Source organism: Klebsiella sp. D-Nf1 (assembly GCF_002810515.1).
Classification (GTDB): domain Bacteria; phylum Pseudomonadota; class Gammaproteobacteria; order Enterobacterales; family Enterobacteriaceae; genus Klebsiella; species Klebsiella variicola.
In genome coordinates, this window is the sequence record NZ_PIOK01000011.1 from 1 (window position 1) to 21,273 (window position 21,273).

Genomic DNA, 21,273 nt, shown 5'->3' on the forward strand with positions numbered 1-21,273 from the left:
AGTTGACCTGTTTCCCACAGTCCGGGCCGTCCGCGGAGTTGACCTGTTTCCCACAGTCCCGGTCGTCTGCAAAGTTGACCTGTTTCCCACAGTCCGGGCCGTCCGCGGAGTTGACCTGTTTCCCACACTCCCGGCCATCCGTGAAGTTGACCTGTTTCCCACAGTCCGGGCCGTCCGCGAAGTTGACCTGTTTCCCATAGTCCGGGCCGTCCGCGAAGTTGACCTGTTTCCCACACTCCCGGCCGTCCGCGAAGTTGACCTGTTTCCCATAGTCCTGAGCGTCCATAAAGTTGACCTGTTTCCCACAGAGGATGGAAAACTCTTCTTGTGCTGAGCGTAAGAGCTATCTGCCGGAACGGTTCCTCTTCGCTTCCTCGCCAGTTCGCTCGCTACGCTCGGTTACATGGCTGCGGCGAGCGCTGATACCTTTCTCTATACCCTTTTGTACGACTTGTTGTGTGATGGTCATAAGTGCGTCTGCGTGTTGCGGCACTGTGATTGAGTGGCACGCCCGTCGAACTTCTCCCCCCTCCTGTTGAGAGCGAAATCAAAACAATATGATTTTTTGCTTGCAACATGACTCTTTTTGTTCAAAATGACAAAAAACGTCATGAGGTGATAAATGGACAATATTGAGCAGTTACGGAAAGTCGCTACACGTGCAGGTAAGCTTCTGACATCTTTGAGCGAAAGTATCCGACAGCAAAAAGAGGAATTGAAGCTTACCGAGTTCTATCAGGAATACAGCAAAGCCGCTCTGTATAAGCTGCCTAAGCTCAGTAAAGGCAGTGTTGAGTATGCTGTGTCCGAAATGGAAGCCGGTGGCTACATTTTTAAAAAGAAACCTTCTGGTAATACGATGAAATACGCGATGACGATTCAGAATGTCATCGATCTGTATAACCATCGTAAAGTACCGAAGTACAGGGATCGCTTCGATAAAGCCTTTACGATTTTTGTATGTAATCTTAAAGGTGGTGGTTCCAAGACAGTTTCTACCGCTTCATTATCACATGCTTTTCGAGCTCATCCTCAGCTTCTGTTCGAAGACCTGCGTATTCTGGCCATCGATTTCGATCCGCAGGCATCTCTGACAATGTTCCTGAGCCATGAGAATTCAGTGGGCTTGGTTGAAAATACGGCTGCTCAGGCCATGCTCCAGAACGTGTCTCGTGAAGAATTACTTTCCGATTTTATAGTACCGTCTATTATCCCTGGTGTTGATGTAATCCCCGCTTCCATTGACGATGCATTCCTTGCTGAAGGCTGGAAGGGATTGTGTGAAGAACATCTGCCAGGGAAAAATATTCATGCGGTGCTTAAAGAGAACATTATCGACAAGCTCCAGCATGACTACGACTTTATTTTCCTTGATAGTGGTCCTCACCTTGATGCGTTCCTGAAAAACTGCATTGGGGCGGCAGACCTGATGTTGACCCCTCTTCCACCGGCGACGGTTGATTTTCATTCTTCCCTGAAGTTTGTGGCCAGCCTCCCTGCCCTCATAGATTCCATCGAAATGGATGGGCACACCTGCAATCTCATCGGTAATGTCGGCTTCATGTCCAAGATCCTGAACAAGTCTGATCACAAAATTTGCCATAGTCAGGCCAAAGAGGTTTTCGGTGCCGATATGCTAGACATGGTTCTGCCGAGACTGGATGGTTTCGAACGCTGTGGGGAGACTTTTGACACAGTTATTTCAGCAAATCCAGCAACCTATGATGGAAGTACTGAGGCACTAAAAAGCGCAAAATCAGCAGCGGAAGACTTTGCGAAGGCAGTCTTTGATCGCATCGAGTTCATTCGTACTAACGGAGGTATGTGATGTCGAATGAGAAAAGAAAAACCATCGGCAGACAGTTAAATACCCAGGCGTCAATGGCGGAAATGACGGACACCGGTAGAAGCCAGGTATTTACCTTAAAAACCGGCAGGAAGGTAACGTTTAGGTTTGTTCGGGTGCCTGCATCTGAAGTTGAAAGTAAGACCTTCGTAAACCAGGAAAACAACGGAAGAGATCAACTTGCACTGACCAGGGAGTCCCTGAAATCCATTATCCAGACGATTAAGTTTCAGCAGTTCTTCCCCTGTATTGGTATTAAGCAAGGTGAAAAGATTGAGATACTGGATGGTTCAAGACGGCGAGCCTCAGCGATTTATATCCGCACAGGCCTTGATGTCATGGTTACCGATGAACATTTATCAGCTGATGAAGCTCGCCAACTGGCTAAAGATATCCAGACAGCTAAAGAACATAACCTTCGCGAAATCGGCCTGAGACTGTTAGCTCTTAAAGAGTCCGGATTCAATCAAAAGGAAATTGCTGAACTGGAGGGGTTATCTCAGGCTAAGGTCACCAGGGCGTTGCAGGCGGCGGCAGTACCGCAAGACTTGATTGCTCTGTTCCCGGTTCAGTCGGAGCTATCGTTTAGTGACTATAAAATTCTTTTAGAAGTTAACGAAAAACTCAGTGAAAAGGGCTTAACGCCTGAAGAACTCATTCAGTCTGTCTTAGATCGACATAATGCAATTTTAAGTGATTGCGAGCGACCAGAAGATGAACAGAAAGCCAGTATACTGAAGCTGATTTCTCAGGCATCTCAGGCATTGATAGCTCCACCTCCCAAGGAAAAGTCAGTGATTTCCCCGCTCTGGACGTTTGAAGAAAAGGACAAGTTTGCGCGCAAACGTGTGAAAGGGCGCACGCTGACTTATGAGTTTAGCCGTATGTCAAAAGTGGTTCAGGATGAACTGGACAAGGCCATCAATGAGGTCCTTGACAGAAATTTGAGTCAATAATTTCGCCATGGCGATTTCACATCTAACTTATTGTAATTAGGAAGTTTAGGTTGAGAATTTCAAGGTGAAATCGCCAAAGTTTCACGCCAGTTTCGCTTCAGGAATATCTGACCATCGTGTCGTATAAGCAGGAGAAAGCATCTCCCGTTTCATCTGCCATTCCGGGGCAATGCCCCGCCCCGCAAACCATACTTTACCCAGCCCTGAGTGGTTGATCCCGTCCAGAACCTTCATCAGCTCAGCACTGTGAGGGCGGGGCGGGCGTTCGTCGAACAGCTGCAGCTGCGAAACGCCGGAGACGGTGAAGTCATTCAGCATAACTCCGGCTTTGGCATACCGGTGCCCATCCCTCCAGATACGCTCCAGAGCCGTTGTGGCGGCTGCAATGATGTCCCTGGTGTCCTGAGTCGGGGTCAGCAGTTTTTCCGTGGCCACGTTGCCGTAGTACGGCTCTTTAACGGCGAACGGGGACGTTTTGATGAAAACGGAAATATGCCGGCAATACTGGCGCTCTTTACGCAGCTTTTCAGAGGCCCGCTCTGCGTGCTGGCAAATAGCCTGGCGGAGCGACTCGTACTCTGTGATCTTCACGCCAAAACTGCGGCTGCACACAATTTGCTGTTTCGTCGGAGGGGCTTCCTCAAGCGAAAGGCAGCTTTCCCCGTTCAGTTCCCGTACCGTTCGCTCAAGGACCACAGAAAAATTTTTGCGGATGAAGGCCGGGTTCGTCAGAGCCAGATCGAGCGCGGTTTTTATGCCCAGCACATTCAGCTTGCGTGCAATACGGTTACCCACCCCCCAGATTTCTTCAACCGGCTGCAGTGAAAGCAGTTTCCGCGTCCTTTGCGGATTTCCCCTGGTCAGAGCGAGTACGCCACGAAACTGTTTCCACTCTTTTGAGGCCCACTGGGCTGATTTTGCGAGGGTTTTCGTTGGTCCGGCGCCCACGCCAATGGTCAGGCGGGTACAGTCATACACGTGCTGACGCAGCTGCCGGCCGAAGTCCTCAAGCCCCATACAGTGCTCCACGCCGGTCAGGTCGAGGAACATCTCATCAATGGAATACTGTTCCACCCTGGGGGCCAGTTCCTCCAGGCAGTTCATCACGCGCGCCGACATCGAGGCGTAAAGTTCATAATTACTTGAAAACGCATATATTTTTTCCGGGTACCTTTCGTTTTTTATCTGAAACCACGGAGTTCCCATTTTGATCCAGGGCTTCGCCTCGGCACTGCGAGCGATTACGTTCCCGTCGTTGTTGCTCAGGACGACTATCGGCTTTCCTTTCAAATCCGGGCGGAAAACACGTTCACAGCTGGCATAGAAGCTGTTCACATCGGCCAGGGCATACATCAGTACATCTCCCTCGGGCGGTGGATGATATGCGTGACGACGCCAAAGATATCCAGCTCGTCGGGATCAGGATAAATCGGCGACCAGGAGGCATTCATGGGCTGCAGCGTCAGTCGCGGCGTCAGCAGAAGCCGTTTCACCGTAAACTCACCCTGTACGCTGGCGACAACGATATCGCCGTGCCGCGGCTTTTCAGCACTGTCCACAACCAGCAGATCGCCATTGTACAGACTGCCGTCGGCCATGCTGTCTCCGCTGGCACGCAGGTAGTACGTCGCGCTCGGATGCCGTATGCAGTAATCATGGAGATCCAGATCGGACTCGACATAGTCAGCAGCAGGGCTGGGAAAACCGCAGCTGGCCAGATCGGCAAACAATGGATGGGTCTGTGGCGGGAGTTCTTTCCCGGCGCTGAAAAGTTGTAGCTTCATCTTTCCTCCTGACACTCCAAAAATACTGGTTATGCATACAGTATATTTAACAGCGTGACGATAATCCAGATCGCATGCCTTAAGAACATTTTGAGTACATAAAGGTGTTCAAAATGCTCAAACTAATCATTTTGATATTTTTATATTGCTCATATTGAGAAATATTGCTTTTATTTTTTCATTTTGATCTTATAATTGGTATCAAATTGAGTGTAATTAACGGAGCATAATGATGAATATTTACTGCGATGATGGTTCAACTAATGTTAAGCTGGCATGGTTTGAAGGCGATGAGCTTCAGACCCGAGTCTCTGCGAACTCCTTCAGGCATGGCTGGAAAGTGGCGGAATTCAGTGCGGCAACGTTCAACTATCAGGTGGGTACGCTGAAATACACCTGGGACAGCGTCAGCCGGGATGCCATCCCGACAACAAACGTGGAATATCAGTACGGTGATCTCAACCTGCTGGCCGTGCATCATGCGCTGCTGAACAGCGGACTGGAGCCGCAGCCGGTGAGCCTGACCGTGACGCTGCCCCTGAGTGAGTATTACGACGGGGACTGCCAGCGGAACGAGGAGAACATACGACGCAAACGGGAAAACCTGATGCGTGAGCTGGTTCTGAATAAGGGCAGGGCATTTACCGTAACGGACGTGAAGGTGATGCCGGAATCACTGCCGGCGGCGTTCTCCCGTCTCGCGGAGCTGAAGCCCGGCCCCGCTGAGACCACCCTGATTATCGATCTCGGTGGCACCACGCTCGATGCCGGTGTGATTGTCGGCCAGTTTGATGATATCAGTGCGGTGCACGGTAATCCGTCTGTCGGCGTGTCACAGGTCACCCGCGCAGCTGCAGGCGCGCTGCGGGCGGCAGACAGCGAAACCAGCGCCCTCATCGCTGACACTATCATCCGCAACCGCAATGATCGTCAGTATCTGCAGCGTGTGATCAACGATGCCGGTAAAATCGACGAGGTTCGGAACAAAATAACAGAGGCGATCACTTCCCTGGGGGCGCGTGTCACCAGTGAGCTGACGGCCTTCAGGAACGTTAACCGGGTATTCCTGGTCGGGGGAGGGGCTTCCCTCATAGAAGAAGCTATCCGTCAGGCCTGGCCTCTGGCTCCTGACCGTATCGAGGTTATCGGCGATCCGCAGATGGCGCTGGCCAGGGAGATTGCCCTTTACAATAAAGAGGACTAAACGTGCCGGACGGCCAGTATTCTTTCTATCTGCACAGCGACGATCGCACCGACATCGCGGCAATGGCAACCATCAGCACCATCTCACAGCCCCTGCGCGGTGAGTTCATCCGTACCGCCGCCACCGCCGGGGCGGTGGTATACCAGGTGGATGCCCGTTTACCGGCGCTGATCCCGGTGTTCTTTGCCGGGCAACTGAGCGCTGTCCGCCTTTGCGCCGTGATGGCCCTGGTCTCCGGAACCTGGTCCTCACTCACCGGCCTTCCGGATGAGCCCGAAAATGGTGAGGCAGCTCTGCCCGTGTCACCGGAGACAGAATACCAGCGCCGGCGTTACACCCTGACGCTTCAGAATGGCCGGAGTGGGGAACGGGTGGAAAGTGTGCTGACGGAAGCGTCATCCCGTCTGCGTGGGGATCTGCTGAGAAACCTGATTATCACCGGTCTTGCCCTCCACACGACGGCGCCGGAACTGCCGCGCCTGCTGGCCAGTATGCCGGTACCGCCCACCTCGGTCAGTGAGCTGCAGGCACTGGTTCAGCAGATGGCCGGCACCGCTGACGTGAACAGGGCTGCAGCTGCAGTACCGGATACGCCGGCAGCATCTGCCGCGCCGGTGTCCGGGTCGGATACCCGGGAATTAAAGAAAAATATGCGGCGTGCATTCGGTGACTAAAATCAAAAACAGATCTTGTAATATACAGAATTAAATGGTTTTCATCCCCAGGGAGGTTCTCATGTCACCAGGATTCAGAAATGTGCTCCGTCTCGCCCGCATTCCCGTCGACAGCAGTGAACCGGTGCGCAGAAAATTTGGCAGCCGGCTGATTGGCATTGTGACGGTATGTCTGCTTCCGCTTCTGGTTTTCGACGTTCCGCAGTGGGTTTTCATTTTGTCGCAGGTCATCTGGGGGGCGGGCGTCTATATTGGCCTGTCCCTGGCCGGGGATAAATCCCTGAACCGCTGATATAAACTTTCCGGTTGTTCAAAAAAATAACAGGCGTGGTGGCGCCTGTTCTCCCGCGCTTCTCCGTCCTTTGCCTTCAGGTTATCCACAATCTTAAGCCCCGGATTTGTGGACAGGTATGCAGGTAATTCCCCGTTCGCCTGGAGTTAACGCAAGCCTGCCGGACGCTGCCAGTGTCTCGCGTTCGGTCTGGTACGGGACGGGCGGTTTTTCCGCTCCGGCCCGGCGTCGTTGAGAGTGTACGCCAGTCCCTCGCCCTTTTAAGGAACGCCCTTCAAGCCGCTTTCGCGGCATATCCTTGCCGTCCAAAAGACGGACGGCTGCGGTATTCCACGGTCGGCCTGACCCGTGACCGGACGCGATGAACAGGCAGCGTGCGGCAGGGAACGGTATCGCGGTGATGCCTCCTGCCCCCTCTGACTACAGGAGTGCTGCCATGTCCAGATTCATTCTCGGGAACTGTATTGATGTGATGCGCGGATTCCCCGACCGTGCCGTGGACCTTATTGTGACCGATCCGCCTTACCTCGTCGGTTTTAAGGACCGTCAGGGCAGACAGATTGCCGGGGATGTGACGGACGAATGGCTGCAACCGGCCACGCTGGAGATGTACCGCGTCCTTAAAAAAGACGCACTGATGGTGAGCTTCTACGGCTGGAACCGTGTGGACCGCTTTATGGCCGCGTGGAAGGCGGCAGGATTCTATGCCGTGGGCCAGCTTGTGTTCACCAAAAACTATGCCTCCAACCGTCGTAACGCCAGGGCCCGACGCGGATTTGTGGACTACTGCCATGAAGGGGCTTATGTCCTTGCCAAAGGCCGCCCCGTGCCGCCCCTTAAACCGCTGCCGGATGTGCTGCCCTTCCCGTATACCGGTAATACCCTGCATCCGACGCAGAAACCGGTGGAGGCGCTACAGCCGCTGATTGAGTCATTTAGCGCCCCGGGCGCGATTGTTCTCGACCCGTTTGCCGGAAGCGGTTCGACCTGCGTCGCTGCATACCGTGCCGGACGCCGCTATATCGGCATCGAAATGCTGGCGCAGTACCACCGGGCCGGAACCGAACGACTGGCCGCCATGCACCGGGCCGTCAATACCCCGGCGGCGAACGATGAATGGCTCCCGGAGGCCGCGTAATGAATTACGACGGACACGAAGCCCTGCGCCGCGATATGGCCGGGCTGGCGAACAATCTTTGCGACCTGAAAACCACCCTGAAAGTGCTGGAAGACACGTACCACTACCGGTACGACGGACTGGCGGAACGGCTTGCCGGTATCAGTCTGCGACGTCTCAGCGTCCTGATGGATGAGGCGTTCAATATTGCACTGATGCTCGATGAAAGCTTTCTGGATTGAGGAGAGAACATGTACGGAACCCGTGAAGATCTTTGCAGGATGCTGAATGAGCAATATCCCGCAGAAACCCCGCTGAACCTGATTATCTGGACCCCGGCGGATATTGAAGCACTGGCTGACGGGATGGAATATTCCTTTTCAGAACATGACGTAAGGGCAGTACTGGAACGCATGGACGCTATACCGGAAGAACAACGGCTTGAGTCGGGCGTGTCAGCCGGCCTGGTGATGGCACTGATAGACCAGGTGAAAGAGAACGGGCAGAGGGTGACTGTGCCGGTTGACCTGCTTGAAACCCTGCTGATTACCGCCGAACAGGCATTGTGGGACAGGGAATGGACCGCACGGGATCGCAATCTCCCGGTGCCGGAAAGCGTCATGCGCCGCCTGGCGGATACAGCAAAAGTGCGGGCATTACTGAAAAGCTGACAGCAGATCGCCCCGCCACGCTGCGGGGTGATATAACCCGGACATAGACGATAATGATGAAAAATGAAACCCTTAACACGCTTATTCTGCGTCACGGCGACCGGATGCTGCGCCAGGCTGGCTGGCCCGACACTGTTGATATGGCGCCCGTCGCCCCTGAAACCGTACCCGGCTGGCTTGCCGCCTGCGGCTCTCTCAGTGGCGTGGAAATCCTCACGCTTACGGAACAGCTTTGTCAGCCGCTGACGTATGGCCGGGCAGCGTTGTTGCTCGCCAGCGCCCGGCGGCTGGCGGGAACCCCGGCTCGTCTGCATCTCTTTCCGGTGCAGGCATATCCGCATCCGGAGCGGCTGGCTGACTGTCAGGTTATCCGCCTGCCTTACGCTCAGGAGTGGCTGACGGCGGCGGAATGTGACGATCTGCTGGCCTTCCTGAAAGCCTCCCTCATGCAGATATCGGAAATCGTCCACCGGGATACGAAGCGCATCGCCGCCGCGCTGACGTCGTCCGTCAATCCCCGTCTGATGGACAGGCGGATCGGTGACTGGCGCTTGCTGGCCGTGGAGTATGATCATGATAACTGCCTGGACGAAGACGAAACCGACAGGCTGGATCAGGTCCTCGATGCCATTCTTATTCGCGATGCGCGATTCTGCCCGGTCCTGCTCACCCTGGTTAACGAGCGGGAGGAAACTATCAGGAGCGCAGGGGTTATCGCTGATCAGCTGCGTTTTACGGACACGCCGGTCCGGCGCTGGTTTGATCGCCGGGTTTTAAGGGAAATGGTGAGAGAGGCCCGCGCCAGCAGAACTCAGGAGTGACCGCCCGGCGCATCAGGGGAGGGGGACCCTCCCTTGTCAGCCTGCCGGCACAGGAGGAGTGGTGCGATAAGGATGTCGCCGTGCCGGCTCCGCGTCCACCCGGCCCGGTTTCCGGGCCTTTTGGGTGAACACAACCCTCTGTTATCGCCGTGCCGTGTGCTGGCTGTGCCGTGCCTTCACTTTAGCCCGGCAGCCGCAGAGGCTGGAGTTCGCTGGCGCACCCATCTCCGGATAAGGAAGTCGCCGGCTTGCCGTTGCCGCCGGCTCCGCTTCACCCGGCCCCATCCCTCCGGTCTGTGGCCTTATTCCTGCGTCTGTCGCGTCGCGACATCTGCTTCCGCTTTTCTCCCTGTGGTCGAAAAACGGGGGGAGAAACCCTGTATTCAACCTCCTGCATCGCGACGGGTAGTGCCGTGCCTTCACTTTAGCCCGGCTGCTGCAGATGCAAGGGTTCGCTGACGCCGCCATCCTCGCCCGGTCGCAGTTTTTTTTTGATGCTCGCCGTTCTTCCCGTCGTTTTCTCGCTCAGGTTTCGCTCGAAAACCGTCCAGACCAGCTTCGCGCTTTATCTGCGCTGCGGCCTCCGGTGTCGCCCCTGCATCTTCCGCTTTCCGCCGGGCTGACGTGTCGGCACGGCACAACCCGGTGCCGCAGTCCATGTGATTACGGAGGTTTTACCATGCAGTATGTGACAACACGCCCCGTCCTGAATGTTGAAGAGTGTGACCGCCTGTCTTTTATGCCCTACCTGTTCGGCACGGATTTCATGCTCGCAGAATTGCAGGTGTATGCGCTGGCGAAACAATGGATGCCTGAATACAGCAGTGAGTTCTGGCACTTTATCCGGCTTCCAGAGGGCGGCGGTTACATGATGCCGGATTGTGGCCGGGTTCATCTGTTCAACAGTGAAAACTGGTTTGATCGCATGGTCAGCGCCGACGCGGCGGGCATTATTCTGACCAGCCTGGCGATTAATCGCCGTCTGGCGGCCCATCATGACAGCAGTAACCCGGCACTGACTCGCCTTTATATGCTGCGTGATGCCCAGCTCTGGAATCACATTACCCTTCACCCGGAATGCAACGCCATTTACGCCGCGCTGGACTGATTAACGACCGGGGCGGCCATGCCGCCCCGCAGGGAGACGAAAAAATGAATTCATCCATCACCACTCCGGCCATCTACGTGGGCACGTATCACCAGTACAACGGCGGCAGTATTTTTGGCAAATGGTTTGATTTAACCGATTTCGACGACGAAGACGAATTTTATGACGCCTGCCGGGCGTTGCATGCCGCCGAGGATGACCCCGAGTTTATGTTTCAGGACTGGGAAGGGATCCCGTCTCAGTTTGCCTCTGAATCCTCTGTTAAGTGGGCGTTTATCGAGGCATTCCGGCAGGCGCAGGACGACGGGCGCGCAGCCGCGTTTGTGGCCTGGGCGGAATATACCGGCGAGTGCGACTATGACGCCTTTGATGATGCGTATTGTGGCGAGGCTGAAAGCGAGGAGGATTTTGCTTATGGCTTTGTGGAGGATCACGGCCTGTTAAACGAGGTGCCTGAATCCCTGAGCGTCTATTTCGATTATGAGGCTTACGCGCGGGATCTGTTCAGCAGCGGCTATGTCTTCCATGAAGGCTATGTATTCAGCAACTGATTACTATCCGGCGGGGAAGCCCGCCGGTTAAGGAGAAAGCATATGAAACTTGCACCACAAAGCCGCGATATCCTGCGACAGTACAAAGCCCTGATTAATGCCCGCCGCCGCGATGCCGGTCAGCGGGAACTGACCACTGCGCAGGTGATGGATGAAATCTGCGAATACATGACCTGTCAGTGTGCCGTCTGTATTGGCGGACACTTTATCTTACAGGGCGGCAAGGGCCAGTAAGCTCGATGGCAGGCGTCCGGGCCGGAGGGCGCCTGTCAGTCCGCGCGCAAAACCCTGGCAGGCTGCGCCTGCCGGAGAGAGACGTCGCCGCGCCTCCGGCGCCGCGCACTCTCCTCTTCGTTGTCAGTCGCTGTTGCCCGGGAATACGCGTATTATCAGGGATATCTTCCTCTAAAGCAGACCGGTGAGACATATGTCAAAGTGGAATATCGCCTCTTTTTCAAAAGAGGAGCAGGACAACGTTGCCGTCGATAAGGTGGCCGCTGCCGTTGCCTGGCAGGAAAGGATGAACAAGCCTGTTGTGCCTGAGCTTGTTGAACGGGAACAGCCTGAACATCTTCGCCAGTATTTCCGTGAACGGCTTGAAGTTCATCAGCAGAACAGTCAGCAGCTGCCGCGCGCAAATGCGCCCGAATATAATAAACCCGGAGATGAGCAGCAGAAGTGATTCGTATCGTCAGTGTGTCCAGGGAGGAAATTTTATGCGTATGTCTCTGATGTTTGCAGCCGTGACGCTTTTAACCGGTATTAACCTGTTATTTATTCCGTTTCAGCCTGTTCCGGCTCTGTGGGGGGGGATCCTGGCAGTTGTTTTTATCCTGATTAATGTCGTGGCAGAAAAACTGCGCCTCTGGAGTGGCATGGCGTGGATTATCGTTGCCGGCATCATCATAACGCTGATGCTGAAGGGGAAAGAGCCGGGTGACGAATTACGCGTGCTGATCACCGTTTTTGCTTTCCTGGCTTCGGCCTGGTACTGCGTTGTTCAGTACAGAAAAGAGAAGGGCGAATCTCAGTCCTGACCAGACCAGACCAGACCAGACCAGACCAGACCAGACCGGTACTCTCCATCTTGCTGCAGCTCTTCCTCTGTTTAACTTTCTTTTCACACAATCTGCCCCGGGGCCACCTTCGGCTCCTGACCCGCTGGCGCGGTTCAGTCGTCGAGCCACACTCCGCTAACCGCGAAAAGACGCGGTAAGCTCCGCCGAACCCGCAAAGCGGTTTCGGGCCTGCCGGCTAGTGTCTGATGTCTGAGTTCAACGGCAGCGCTTGCTGCGACCGGAACGGTCGCGCCGCTTTCACCGTGCCGGCGAAGGACTGCCGGCACTCTGCAGGGCAACGCCGTTTCGCGCCCGCGCGTTCCGTCGTTGCGGCGGGTGCCTGCTCCTTTCCCCTGGTACCCGTATCACCCTTTTGAGTCCATTCGCCCGGGCTGACATAGCCACAACCTGTCGCATTGGCTGTCCAGGGTGTAATGAACAGTCCACAAAACTTTTTGCATGGAACCGCAAAAACTTTTGTGTCCTGCCCCGGACAGATGCGTCAGGCCGTGGCGTCTTTGCCCTTGCGGCGAACGGCTCTCAAACGGGTGAAGGTAACAACCAGGGGGCAGGTTCAGCAGGTCCCCGCAAAACGTCAAAACCGCGGCCCCGGCAACTCAACGGGTGATGGTTTTTAAAGACAAAACAACAGAGTAAGGAGATTCATCATGGCAGCACGTGGCGTTAACAAAGTCATTCTGGTCGGACATCTGGGACAGGACCCGGACGTGCGTTACATGCCCAACGGGGGCGCAGTGGCCAGTCTGACGCTGGCCACGTCTGAAACATGGCGTGACAAGCAGACGGGAGAGATGCGCGAAAACACCGAGTGGCACCGTGTTGTCATGTTCGGCAAGCTCGCGGAAGTGGCGGGCGAATACCTGCGTAAAGGTGCGCAGGTCTACATCGAGGGCCAGCTGCGCACCCGCAACTGGCAGGACGAAACCGGAGTCACGCGCTACGTCACCGAGGTGCTGGTCGGCCAGAACGGCACCCTGCAGATGCTCGGCGGCCGCCGTGGATCCGGTGAGCCTGAGAGCGCCGCGCAGCCGCAGAGTCCTGCTACCCCGGCACAACCTGCTCAGGCTGCGGTTAAATCCCCGAAAGCGAAGGGCGGTAAGAAAGGCCGTCAGGATGCGGCTCCGTCTCAGCAACCGCCTCAGCCACTCCCGGATGATTTCCCACCAATGGATGATGACGCGCCCTTTTAAACCACGATGAAGACGCCCCGTTCAGGCGGGGCAGAAAAGGAGAAACACATGGACCATAACGCTTTGTCCCCGCTTATATCCCTGCCGGATGGCACGTTTACCCGCGAGCAGGCTCAGGTTGTCGCAGCGCAGTATCAGAATGTGGCGATTGAAGATGACCAGGGGACCCATTTTCGCCTTGTCGTCCGTCATCAGGATGACGGCAGCATGATCTGGCGCGTCTGGAATTTTGAACCGGGCGGCGAGGACATGATGAACCGCTACATCCGGGGCTACGGAGTACGCAAAACGAAGTAAGCAGTAAGAAGAAGGCCGGACAGGTGGGCTGTCCGGCAGACATTCATCAATAGCTAAGAGGTATCAATTATGTCTGCAACAGAGTCTAAGGTAAAAACTGCTCCAAAAACCAGCAAAAAATCCCTTAAAGCTGCTGAAGCCGAAGCGCTGAAAGCGGCTCTCGATGCCGCACCGATTGAGTATGTCCCGGTGACGGCCCTGGTGAAATCTCCCCTGAACGTCAGGACCATCCCTTATCCGGCGGAGAAAGTACGCTCAATGGCAGATTCCATTGATGCGCTTGGCCTGTTGCAGAATCTGGTCGTTCATTCTCTCCCTGACGGGTTGTGTGGTGTGGCTGCAGGTGGACGTCGCCTGAAAGCGCTGCAGCTCCTGCAGAGTGAAAAACGTATCGATGCCGGATATCAGGTAATGGTGAAAAAGGTACCTGATGAACTGGCTGTTGCGGCATCAATGGCAGAAAACGAACAGCAGATGGCAATGCATCCGTCTGAACAGATCGCCGGATTCCGCACGCTGGCAGAGCAGGGGAAAACTCCCGCGCAGATTGGCGATTGGCTTGGGTTCGGTACCCGTCATGTTCAGCGCATGTTGAAGCTGACCGAACTGGCTCCCGAAATTCTGGAGGCGCTGGCGAAAGATGAAATCACCACCGAACACTGCCAGGCACTGGCGCTCGAAAGCGATCAGAAACGCCAGGTGGAAGTGCTGGAATCCGCTCGCAAACGGTCCTGGAATAATGAAGTATCAGTTTCCTCGATCCGTAACCTCATTACCTCAGAAGAGGTCTCCACAAACGGCGATAAATTCCGCTTTGTGGGGCAGGCCGCATTCAGTCCGGAAGAAATCCGGGTTGATCTCTTCAGCAGCGAAAACGGCGGCTATGTCAAAAGCGCATCGCTCGATACCGCCCTGCTGGAAAAACTGCAGAATATCGCGGAGCACCTCCGCGAAGCGGAAGGCTGGTCATGGTGTGATGGTCGTCTTGACCCGATTTCACACTACGGGAAGGACACTAAAATCTGGCGTCTGCAGTCTGTTCCACCGATTGAATATTCTGAGACAGAATCAGAACGTCTTGCGGAGCTGGAAGCTCTGGAAGCTAAGTATGAAGACGAGAACCCCGGCGTGAATGCTGATGTCGTGGCCGGGGCTCTGGAAGCCGTCTGGGAAGAACAGCAGACCATCGCGCACCGGGCAAAACACCGGGCATGGACGGATGAATATAAGCAGACCTCCGGTGTGGTGGTTTCCTGGAATGGTCATGAGGTGACGGTGCAGCGTGGCGTAGTACTGCGCGCCGATGAAAAAATGGAGGAGAAGGATGCCTCCACCGATCAGGCCCCTGAAAAAGTCGATCCGCTGGACGCCGTCAGTGTTCCGTTGCTGACCCGCCTTTCTTCTGAACGCACACTGGCGGTTCAGGCGGCCCTGCTGCAGCAGTCGCAGAAAGCCGTCGCGCTGATGGTCTGGAAAATGTGTAACTCGGTTTTCCATACCACAACGTCCGTCAAAGAGCCGTTCTGCATTAGTGTGAGTGTGTCGCATTACGCGCTGACCCGTGAAGCACCTGACGGTGAAAACAGCGTTGCGTTTCAGGCCATCCAGGCAGAAAAAGAACGTCTTGAAGCCCTGCTGCCGGAAAACTGGCGAAAGGATATGACCACCTTCTTTACGCTCGATGGCGCAACCCTGATGGCGCTGATGGCTTTCTGCACCGCCTGTTCCATAGATGGTGTACAGGGCAAGGATGAATTTGGTCGTAAACACCAGAGTTCGCTGGATGGGGTGGAAAACGCCATTCAGTTTGACCTTCGTGACTGGTGGAAACCGACGGCTGATAACCTTTTCTCGCACATGAAGCTGCCACACATTGTACAGGCACTCTCTCAGGCCGGACTGGCTGGCGCAGCACAGGACGCCGCGAAGATGAAGAAAAAGGATGCCGCTGAACATGCAGAGCACTTCCTCTCAAAAATCCGTTGGGTTCCGGAATGGATGACCAGTGCTGACAATCAGAAACAGCTTGCCGCAAAGTCTGAACTCAGTCTGGCAACAAGTCAGAACGATACCGACGCTGATGCCGGCGACGTCACCGACCATAACAACCCGGCCTGCGCCGCCTGATAACGGAGACGCCGCCCTGCGGGGCGGCGATAAGGAGACTGAAAATGAAAACGTTACTGACTCTGGATGTCCTGAAAACCATGTCTTCTGATGAGCTGGAAGACTACCGCGCCGCCGGTGAAGACTTTCGCCGGGAGCTAAGTCACGCTGTCATGCGCGATCTGACCTCACCGTCCGGCTGGTCCGTGAATGCCGAATACCGGTGCGAATTTGGCGGCTTCTTTCCTGTCCAGATCCGTTTTACCCCCCCTCATGGTCACTTTGATGTGGCGGTATGCAGCCCGGGGGAGCTGAATCCTCGCTGGATAGTGGTCTTTGTTACCCGTGACGGTCAGCCGTTCTCTGTCGTTCGCGTGATGGATGCATTCAACCCTGAACTCATCACCCATACTCTGGATCTCATCGAGTGTCTTGACGCCGGTGGCTACTCGTTTGCCAGCATCATCAGCACGCTGTCACAGGATGGCGCACAATGATCCCGTCATCCAGTGCTCTTGTATCCCTGAAGCCAGCCCGTCAGGCAGCGCTGCAGGCCATCATGACGGTGGAAGAGGCTCGCCAGCGCGGCGCACGTCTGCCATCGATGCCACACGTCCGGACATTCCTGCGCCTGCTGACAGGCTGCAGCCGGATTAACAGTGACGTTGCCCGCCGTATTCCTGGCCTTCACCGTGATCCAAAAGACCGCCTTTCCAGCCTGAAACAGGTGGAAGAGGCGCTGGATATGCTTATCTCCAGCCACGGGGAATACTGTCCGCTGCCGCTGACAATGGATGTGCAGGCTGAACTTTTTCCGGAAGTCCTTCATACCCGAACAGTACGCAGGCTAAAACGTCAGGACTTTGCCTTCACCCGAAAAATGCGCCGTGAAGCCCGTCAGGTCGAGCAGTCCTGGTTACTGCGTCAGAACCTGCTGGGACAGGCTGTCACAGAACTGAATTTTCAGTCACCGGAAACCGTCTGCACCTGGTACACCCGGTGGAGCGACGAGTTTGACGCGAGTGAGCTGGAACCGGCCTTCTGGCGCTGGCAGACGCGATTCGCCTCACTCAGGGAGCTGGTCTGGCTGCGTTACAGTCATGCACAGTTGTATGAGGTGATGCATGAAATCAGTTTTATCGTCAGGGGATCCGGGGAACACATTCTGGAACGCGAACGCTGGCTGGTTCCCAACAAACTTGAGTTGCAGGAGAGAAAACAATGAGAAATAACCCCTGCAAAACGGAGCTGAAGGTGGCCCGCAGCCAGCGCAATAAACTGCATACCATCTCTTCCCGACTTAAAGATATGACCTGCGAATGGGACGGGCTGAGTGGCTGGCTGGAAACAGAAACAGAGCGGCTGGTTGAATATGTCGATCAGCATATTCAGGCGCTGGATGAACAAATCAGGGACTGGTCTGCAGGAAACAGCGACAGGGAGTTCTGATGAGTATTGTCAGCCGGAAGTTTGATCGGAAGGATGTGGGAACGGTATTTCGCCATGCGGTCACCGGAAAAGTATTGTGCCGTCTGGAGGTCAAGCTGACTTCAGAAGACAGGGAGGAGTTACTGTCCTTAATCAGTCTGGTGTATCGCGCCGGAGAGAACGCCGGTAGCGAACAACGGGCGGCTGAAATCCGGCAGGCACTGGGTTTGCAGAGAGAAAACGAGTCAGGAGGTGTTTGAGGATATATTCAGTTATCAGACTGTTAGTCCTGGGTGGATGAGAGACGACAGGGTATAATGACATCGGCGCTTGAGGCTTTTTGCCTCATGACGTAAAGGTGGTTTGTTACCGTGTTGTGCGGCAGAAAGCAGAAAGCCCCGTAGTTAATTTTCATTAACCCACGAGGCCACCTGTATGCCTAGACAACATCAGGATAGCCTCTTAGATGCCGCGAGGCAAGGAGAAGAAGGCCATGAAACTGCCGCGAAACACTCTGCTCGGGTGTGTATTAATAGTGTGCCTCACACTGCTGATATTCACTTACCTCACCCGGAAATCACTCTGTGAAATCCGGTACAGAGACACGAACAGGGAGGTGGCGGCTTTTATGGCTTACGAATCCGCTAAGTAGCTAACCCCGGCGGGGGGAAACCCCCGCCATTAAGGGGAGATGATGTCTGTCATGCCTGAAGCGCCTTTATGAAGGGGTTACCGTTCGCCGGTAGCCCCTTTTTCCTCTATCTATTCATGTTGAGGCTAATGTACGCATCCATTAGCTATTACCGGGAAGGTTATTTTTCCCTGTTCCGTGCTGCACGGATGCCTGTCTGATAGTGCTTTTTCACACTTGCAATATCACTCAGGGTGGAGGCCTGACAGGAGTATGCGGCAAGACGGTAGCGGGAAGCTATTTCATCCAGGATGGCAGGCGTATTATCGCGGCTGCGGTGCTGGCGACCCTTCTGCCCAAAAGTGGCAACAATTATGTCCTGGCTACCCGAGCGGCCGAAAAGGCGCATACAAAGACGCTTTACAATAAGCGGGGTTAAGTCCAGATCGATGCTGTCAGCTATCTCAAAAATAAAATTCAGCATCCGGTACGTTTTATAGCGCTTAACTGCTGCGCTGAGGCGTGCGGCTCTCTGAGGCAGTTCCCACGAATCATCAGAATAGCGCTGCAGTTCAGCCTGATAATCCCGGGTCAGATGTTCGATTGTGTACGTAAAGTTGCGGTAAAAGTAAGCGCGAGACTGTTCAGTCCGGGATTCCTGAGCCATTTTATGCACCAGTTATTAATGCTAATGGATGCGTACATTAGCATTAATATATATTGCGCTCAAATTTTACTCTTCCTGCTTGATTGTGTATGACTTCTGTCATACAGTTGTCTGTGTAATGAACAGCAGTGAATCCACTTAACTCAGAGAGGCGAAGCGCAGTCGCGGGTGAGCCAAAGGAGATCCAGCATGAACTTCACGATAAAATCCCGTAAAACCGGAGAAACTTTCAGTTTTTACGCACCCGACAGGGGGGGCTACGTTCACCTGGAGTCCCCGGGACACTCTGGTAATACAGGTGCTCAGATTTGCCGTGGGGGAGGGTTTATGGGAAGTTCGCTTTCCTGTGGCGCTTCTGTGGACGATCTGGCCAGTGTTGCCCGTAAATGGTACCGCCAGTACATGGAGGAACGGCGTAAATTCTTAATGATGTCGGGCCAGTATTCTGAGGATAACCCATGAAAAAAGAGATTTCCCGCAACCCCTCTTTCACGCCTTCGCCTAAGCTGCGAGCTCATCTGAACTCCCACAGGGAAGGGGTGACTGAACGGCTGAATAATATCTTTGATCGCTATGCGCATCTGGTTCGCGCCTGTGCCCTTCCTCTCGATGCCGAAGAAACACAGGTTCTGCTTAATGTGCTGAATGGCTCCGTTGTGGAACCCGCCTTTATTGAATATCTGGCTCAGGAAATCCGGGACTCGGATTACTATCTGGAGGGTATCCCCGCGGCTGAATCGCTGTATGAAAAGTGCCTTTCAGCGACCTATCCACAACTGCTGGCTACCGTCGAGCGGCTCGAGCGCTGAAGAAGGTCATACCGATGAGTGACGTCCTTTCCAGAAGACAACTTACCGCTAATCTAAAGATGATTGCCGGGGCGATTGGCTGCCTCAACAGGAATGATGTTGCACAAATTATCAGCCTGGGCGGTGTCCCATGTTCTAAAAGCCGGGCCGACTCGATAATCCGCAGTGCCGGGGCGGAAAAAAATGCATCCGGCAATTCTCATCTTCGCGGAGCCAGAATAAACCGATCCGCAGAGGTCACGCCGGAAGAATTCAATGCTTTTTGTGCCGGGATGAAAACATTTCTTGTCGCATTTGAAACGAATAACCTGAGTGAAAACAACGATAAGTAAGCTCCTGACCTGTCTGTGATCCGGACAACTGCAGTTTCAGGAATTTATAAATCCCTATATGTGGTAGTGTTAATTTTGTGACGCGGATCATAACATCCGGCCCGGTTATTGAGCTGTATGTTGCATATATTGACCTATCTCGATTCGCCCGTTGGATCAGCCCGTGATTTCCCTGCGGGCTTTTGTTCTGATACTCCTCCGTTCCTTCCTGTGATGGCTTTCTTTCCTGCTGTGTCCCTTTTTAAAACTGAAAAGGCTTAAAAGCACACCCACACTGGACACCTTCGGCTCCCGGCCAGCTGCGCTGTCCAGTCGTCGAGCCACACTCCGCTTACCGCGAAAAGACGCGGTAAGCTCCGCCGAACCCGCTACGCGGTTTCGGGCCTGACGGCTAGTGTCTGATGTCTGAGGTCAGGGTCAACGGCAGCGCTTGCTGCGACCGTTCCGGCCGCGCCGCTTTCACCGTGCCGGCGAAGGACTGCCGGCACTCTGCAGGGCAACGCCGTTTCGCGCCCGCGCGTTCCGTCGTTGCGGCGGGTGCCTGCTCCTTTCCCCTGGTACCCGTATCACCCGTTTGAGTCCATTCGCCCGGGCTGACATAGCCACAACCTGTCGCATTGGCTGTCCAGGGTGTAATGAACAGTCCACAAAACTTTTTGCATGGAACCGCAAAAACTTTTGTGTCCTGCCCCGGACAGATGCGTCAGGCCGTGGCGTCTTTGCCCTCGCGGCGAACGGCTCTCAAACGGGTGAAGGTTATATCCAGGGGGCAGGTTCAGCAGGTCCCCGCAAAACGTCAAAACCGCGGCCCCGGCAACTCAACGGGTGATGGTTTTAACAGACAAAAAACCAGACAGAGGAGAAACGATGATGGAGCGTAGAAATATGGTCCTGCGTACCGATGGCTTTATACGCAACATTCATTCCCGAAACCCGTTCGATGTTATCCGCGCCGATGTAGTGCTGGAACGTATCGAGAAAAAGGCTGGTCGGAGCTGCGGGATGCATTACGAGCTGTATCAGGCCCGTCTGCTGGGTGGTGCACTGGATTATCTGGATGCGCTGCCGTTGAAAGACCGTCCGGTGTTAATGGGCGCTGCGGCAAAGCGCGGCTATCTGCTGACGCTAGCCGAAGAGGAACGCGCGCTGGAAGCACGGGATGTACTGATGAGTGAACTGGCGGCAAACGACTGCTGAGAAATAAACACGGATGGCGGCGTATCGCTGCCATCCCTTAAAGACCAGAGGTAACGCAAAATGAAAGTATACGGCCATCAACACTCATCAGAGGCTTTCTCCCGGGAAACTTCCCCATCCAGTTTTGAACCAATAGCGGAAAAGGTGATCGCTTTTCACGGAAAGGATGCCAGTTACGCCTATAACGTGCTGGCCGATCTGAAAGCCGCAGGTGCTTCATATACCCGCCGGAATATCATCGCCGATATGTTCCGCCGTCTGGGTGTGGATTGAGGTCTGGTCAATGGAACACGTGAAAGGAAAAATCCAGCAGGGGGCAGGGAACGCCTATTATGCAGGGCTTCAGTGGCGCGGTATTACACTCAGACACGCCGATGCTGCAGCGCTTAATCAGTTTGATATCGATATCAGCAAAGCTCAGGCACCCGAAGCACGCACCTGGTTGCTTCAGAACAAAGCAGAATTCATCGCTCTGATCCTGGGCATTGAAGTCGTAAACGTCGGGTAATCGGA

The 21,273-nt window shown here is 54.6% G+C and carries 32 protein-coding genes and 3 pseudogenes; 30 read left to right on the forward strand and 5 right to left on the reverse strand.

Annotated features, from left to right (window positions below; all coding sequences use genetic code 11):
• Positions 1-286: pseudogene (locus tag CWM54_RS25465) on the reverse strand (hypothetical protein); the annotation flags it as partial.
• A 131-nt stretch (positions 287-417) separates the two neighbouring features.
• Positions 418-493: pseudogene (locus CWM54_RS29340) on the reverse strand (hypothetical protein); the annotation flags it as partial.
• Positions 494-622: 129 nt separating this feature from the next.
• Between CWM54_RS29340 and CWM54_RS25470 the strand changes: the two are divergent.
• Positions 623-1,828, forward strand: coding sequence for an AAA family ATPase (locus CWM54_RS25470; protein WP_000368714.1), 1,206 nt, complete (start codon positions 623-625; stop codon positions 1,826-1,828).
• A complete protein-coding gene (locus tag CWM54_RS25475; RefSeq protein WP_165785970.1) occupies positions 1,828-2,802 on the forward strand; it encodes a ParB family protein in 975 nt (324 codons plus the stop codon). The genes CWM54_RS25470 and CWM54_RS25475 overlap by 1 nt, the downstream gene beginning before the upstream one ends.
• Before the next feature lie 81 nt (positions 2,803-2,883).
• On the opposite strand, the gene CWM54_RS25480 is transcribed toward CWM54_RS25475, so the two are convergent.
• Positions 2,884-4,155 (reverse strand): Y-family DNA polymerase, encoded by a 1,272-nt coding sequence (locus CWM54_RS25480; RefSeq protein ID WP_100698917.1) that lies wholly within the window; start codon positions 4,153-4,155, stop codon positions 2,884-2,886.
• Positions 4,155-4,586 (reverse strand): translesion error-prone DNA polymerase V autoproteolytic subunit, encoded by a 432-nt coding sequence (gene umuD, locus CWM54_RS25485; protein ID WP_100698919.1) that lies wholly within the window; start codon positions 4,584-4,586, stop codon positions 4,155-4,157. The genes CWM54_RS25480 and umuD overlap by 1 nt, the downstream gene beginning before the upstream one ends.
• A 232-nt stretch (positions 4,587-4,818) precedes the next feature.
• Here umuD and parM point away from each other — a divergent pair, with 232 nt between their 5' ends.
• The 22 genes and pseudogenes from parM (at position 4,819) to CWM54_RS25595 (ending at position 17,776) form a co-directional block, all read left to right on the forward strand.
• Positions 4,819-5,790 carry a plasmid segregation protein ParM domain-containing protein gene (parM, locus tag CWM54_RS25490; protein WP_001568038.1) on the forward strand — a complete coding sequence of 324 codons (972 nt, stop codon included), beginning with the start codon at positions 4,819-4,821 and terminating at the stop codon, positions 5,788-5,790.
• A 2-nt stretch (positions 5,791-5,792) separates the two neighbouring features.
• Positions 5,793-6,464: a plasmid partitioning/stability family protein gene (locus CWM54_RS25495; protein ID WP_022644880.1), complete on the forward strand. Its 672-nt coding sequence runs from the start codon at positions 5,793-5,795 to the stop codon at positions 6,462-6,464.
• Positions 6,465-6,525: 61 nt separating this feature from the next.
• Positions 6,526-6,756 (forward strand): hypothetical protein, encoded by a 231-nt coding sequence (locus tag CWM54_RS25500; RefSeq protein ID WP_001568040.1) that lies wholly within the window; start codon positions 6,526-6,528, stop codon positions 6,754-6,756.
• A 195-nt stretch (positions 6,757-6,951) separates the two neighbouring features.
• Positions 6,952-7,121: pseudogene (locus CWM54_RS29345) on the forward strand (hypothetical protein); the annotation flags it as partial.
• A gap of 71 nt (positions 7,122-7,192) precedes the next feature.
• Positions 7,193-7,894, forward strand: coding sequence for a DNA methylase (locus CWM54_RS25505; RefSeq protein ID WP_001568041.1), 702 nt, complete (start codon positions 7,193-7,195; stop codon positions 7,892-7,894).
• Positions 7,894-8,115 carry a hypothetical protein gene (locus CWM54_RS25510; protein WP_001568042.1) on the forward strand — a complete coding sequence of 74 codons (222 nt, stop codon included), beginning with the start codon at positions 7,894-7,896 and terminating at the stop codon, positions 8,113-8,115. Before CWM54_RS25505 ends, CWM54_RS25510 begins: the two co-directional genes overlap by 1 nt.
• A gap of 9 nt (positions 8,116-8,124) precedes the next feature.
• Positions 8,125-8,544 carry a DUF1380 domain-containing protein gene (locus tag CWM54_RS25515; protein ID WP_004144453.1) on the forward strand — a complete coding sequence of 140 codons (420 nt, stop codon included), beginning with the start codon at positions 8,125-8,127 and terminating at the stop codon, positions 8,542-8,544.
• A 53-nt stretch (positions 8,545-8,597) separates the two neighbouring features.
• Positions 8,598-9,365 carry a hypothetical protein gene (locus tag CWM54_RS25520; RefSeq protein ID WP_100698921.1) on the forward strand — a complete coding sequence of 256 codons (768 nt, stop codon included), beginning with the start codon at positions 8,598-8,600 and terminating at the stop codon, positions 9,363-9,365.
• Positions 9,366-10,044: 679 nt separating this feature from the next.
• The gene (locus CWM54_RS29090) at positions 10,045-10,473 is read left to right on the forward strand and encodes an antirestriction protein (RefSeq protein WP_015632477.1); all 429 of its coding nucleotides are present in this window, start codon (positions 10,045-10,047) and stop codon (positions 10,471-10,473) included.
• A 44-nt stretch (positions 10,474-10,517) separates the two neighbouring features.
• Entirely contained in the window at positions 10,518-11,024 is a 507-nt protein-coding gene (locus tag CWM54_RS25535) for an antirestriction protein ArdA (RefSeq protein ID WP_100699033.1), read from the forward strand.
• A 42-nt stretch (positions 11,025-11,066) separates the two neighbouring features.
• Positions 11,067-11,258 (forward strand): hypothetical protein, encoded by a 192-nt coding sequence (locus CWM54_RS25540; RefSeq protein ID WP_032426749.1) that lies wholly within the window; start codon positions 11,067-11,069, stop codon positions 11,256-11,258.
• A 193-nt stretch (positions 11,259-11,451) separates the two neighbouring features.
• Positions 11,452-11,706, forward strand: coding sequence for a DNA polymerase III subunit theta (locus CWM54_RS25545; protein ID WP_100698923.1), 255 nt, complete (start codon positions 11,452-11,454; stop codon positions 11,704-11,706).
• Positions 11,707-11,740: 34 nt separating this feature from the next.
• Positions 11,741-12,061, forward strand: coding sequence for a hypothetical protein (locus tag CWM54_RS25550; protein WP_100698925.1), 321 nt, complete (start codon positions 11,741-11,743; stop codon positions 12,059-12,061).
• Positions 12,062-12,750: 689 nt separating this feature from the next.
• Positions 12,751-13,293, forward strand: a complete 543-nt coding sequence (gene ssb, locus CWM54_RS25560; protein WP_100698929.1) for a single-stranded DNA-binding protein — start codon at positions 12,751-12,753, stop codon at positions 13,291-13,293.
• 48 nt (positions 13,294-13,341) lie between these two features.
• The gene (locus CWM54_RS25565) at positions 13,342-13,590 is read left to right on the forward strand and encodes a DUF905 domain-containing protein (RefSeq protein WP_100698931.1); all 249 of its coding nucleotides are present in this window, start codon (positions 13,342-13,344) and stop codon (positions 13,588-13,590) included.
• Positions 13,591-13,659: 69 nt separating this feature from the next.
• Positions 13,660-15,717 carry a ParB/RepB/Spo0J family partition protein gene (locus CWM54_RS25570; protein WP_100698933.1) on the forward strand — a complete coding sequence of 686 codons (2,058 nt, stop codon included), beginning with the start codon at positions 13,660-13,662 and terminating at the stop codon, positions 15,715-15,717.
• Positions 15,718-15,761: 44 nt separating this feature from the next.
• The gene (gene psiB / locus CWM54_RS25575) at positions 15,762-16,193 is read left to right on the forward strand and encodes a conjugation system SOS inhibitor PsiB (RefSeq protein ID WP_100698935.1); all 432 of its coding nucleotides are present in this window, start codon (positions 15,762-15,764) and stop codon (positions 16,191-16,193) included.
• Positions 16,190-16,921 (forward strand): plasmid SOS inhibition protein A, encoded by a 732-nt coding sequence (locus tag CWM54_RS25580; RefSeq protein WP_100698937.1) that lies wholly within the window; start codon positions 16,190-16,192, stop codon positions 16,919-16,921. Before psiB ends, CWM54_RS25580 begins: the two co-directional genes overlap by 4 nt.
• Entirely contained in the window at positions 16,918-17,145 is a 228-nt protein-coding gene (locus CWM54_RS25585) for a hypothetical protein (RefSeq protein WP_048334732.1), read from the forward strand. Before CWM54_RS25580 ends, CWM54_RS25585 begins: the two co-directional genes overlap by 4 nt.
• Positions 17,145-17,384: a hypothetical protein gene (locus CWM54_RS25590; protein WP_052451810.1), complete on the forward strand. Its 240-nt coding sequence runs from the start codon at positions 17,145-17,147 to the stop codon at positions 17,382-17,384. The genes CWM54_RS25585 and CWM54_RS25590 overlap by 1 nt, the downstream gene beginning before the upstream one ends.
• A 175-nt stretch (positions 17,385-17,559) precedes the next feature.
• Positions 17,560-17,712: a DUF5431 family protein gene (locus tag CWM54_RS29355; RefSeq protein WP_227521636.1), complete on the forward strand. Its 153-nt coding sequence runs from the start codon at positions 17,560-17,562 to the stop codon at positions 17,710-17,712.
• Positions 17,657-17,776 (forward strand): type I toxin-antitoxin system Hok family toxin, encoded by a 120-nt coding sequence (locus CWM54_RS25595; protein WP_223156217.1) that lies wholly within the window; start codon positions 17,657-17,659, stop codon positions 17,774-17,776. The genes CWM54_RS29355 and CWM54_RS25595 overlap by 56 nt, the downstream gene beginning before the upstream one ends.
• A 160-nt stretch (positions 17,777-17,936) precedes the next feature.
• Here the strand turns inward: CWM54_RS25595 and CWM54_RS25600 are convergent, their stop codons facing one another.
• The gene (locus CWM54_RS25600) at positions 17,937-18,422 is read right to left on the reverse strand and encodes a cytoplasmic protein (protein ID WP_100698939.1); all 486 of its coding nucleotides are present in this window, start codon (positions 18,420-18,422) and stop codon (positions 17,937-17,939) included.
• A 189-nt stretch (positions 18,423-18,611) separates the two neighbouring features.
• Here CWM54_RS25600 and CWM54_RS25605 point away from each other — a divergent pair, with 189 nt between their 5' ends.
• The 6 genes from CWM54_RS25605 to CWM54_RS25635 all read left to right on the forward strand — a co-directional run bounded on the left by CWM54_RS25605 (position 18,612) and on the right by CWM54_RS25635 (position 21,268).
• Positions 18,612-18,884, forward strand: a complete 273-nt coding sequence (locus CWM54_RS25605; protein ID WP_100698941.1) for a hypothetical protein — start codon at positions 18,612-18,614, stop codon at positions 18,882-18,884.
• A complete protein-coding gene (locus CWM54_RS25610) occupies positions 18,881-19,231 on the forward strand; it encodes a hypothetical protein (protein ID WP_100698943.1) in 351 nt (116 codons plus the stop codon). The genes CWM54_RS25605 and CWM54_RS25610 overlap by 4 nt, the downstream gene beginning before the upstream one ends.
• Positions 19,232-19,245: 14 nt before the next feature.
• On the forward strand, positions 19,246-19,563 hold the full coding sequence (locus tag CWM54_RS25615) for a hypothetical protein (protein WP_100698945.1): 318 nt from the start codon (positions 19,246-19,248) through the stop codon (positions 19,561-19,563).
• A gap of 867 nt (positions 19,564-20,430) precedes the next feature.
• Positions 20,431-20,760, forward strand: a complete 330-nt coding sequence (locus CWM54_RS25625) for a hypothetical protein (RefSeq protein WP_162544171.1) — start codon at positions 20,431-20,433, stop codon at positions 20,758-20,760.
• A gap of 60 nt (positions 20,761-20,820) precedes the next feature.
• Positions 20,821-21,033 carry a hypothetical protein gene (locus CWM54_RS25630; protein WP_100698947.1) on the forward strand — a complete coding sequence of 71 codons (213 nt, stop codon included), beginning with the start codon at positions 20,821-20,823 and terminating at the stop codon, positions 21,031-21,033.
• A 10-nt stretch (positions 21,034-21,043) separates the two neighbouring features.
• Positions 21,044-21,268 carry a hypothetical protein gene (locus CWM54_RS25635; RefSeq protein ID WP_100698949.1) on the forward strand — a complete coding sequence of 75 codons (225 nt, stop codon included), beginning with the start codon at positions 21,044-21,046 and terminating at the stop codon, positions 21,266-21,268.
• Positions 21,269-21,273: the final 5 nt, after the last annotated feature.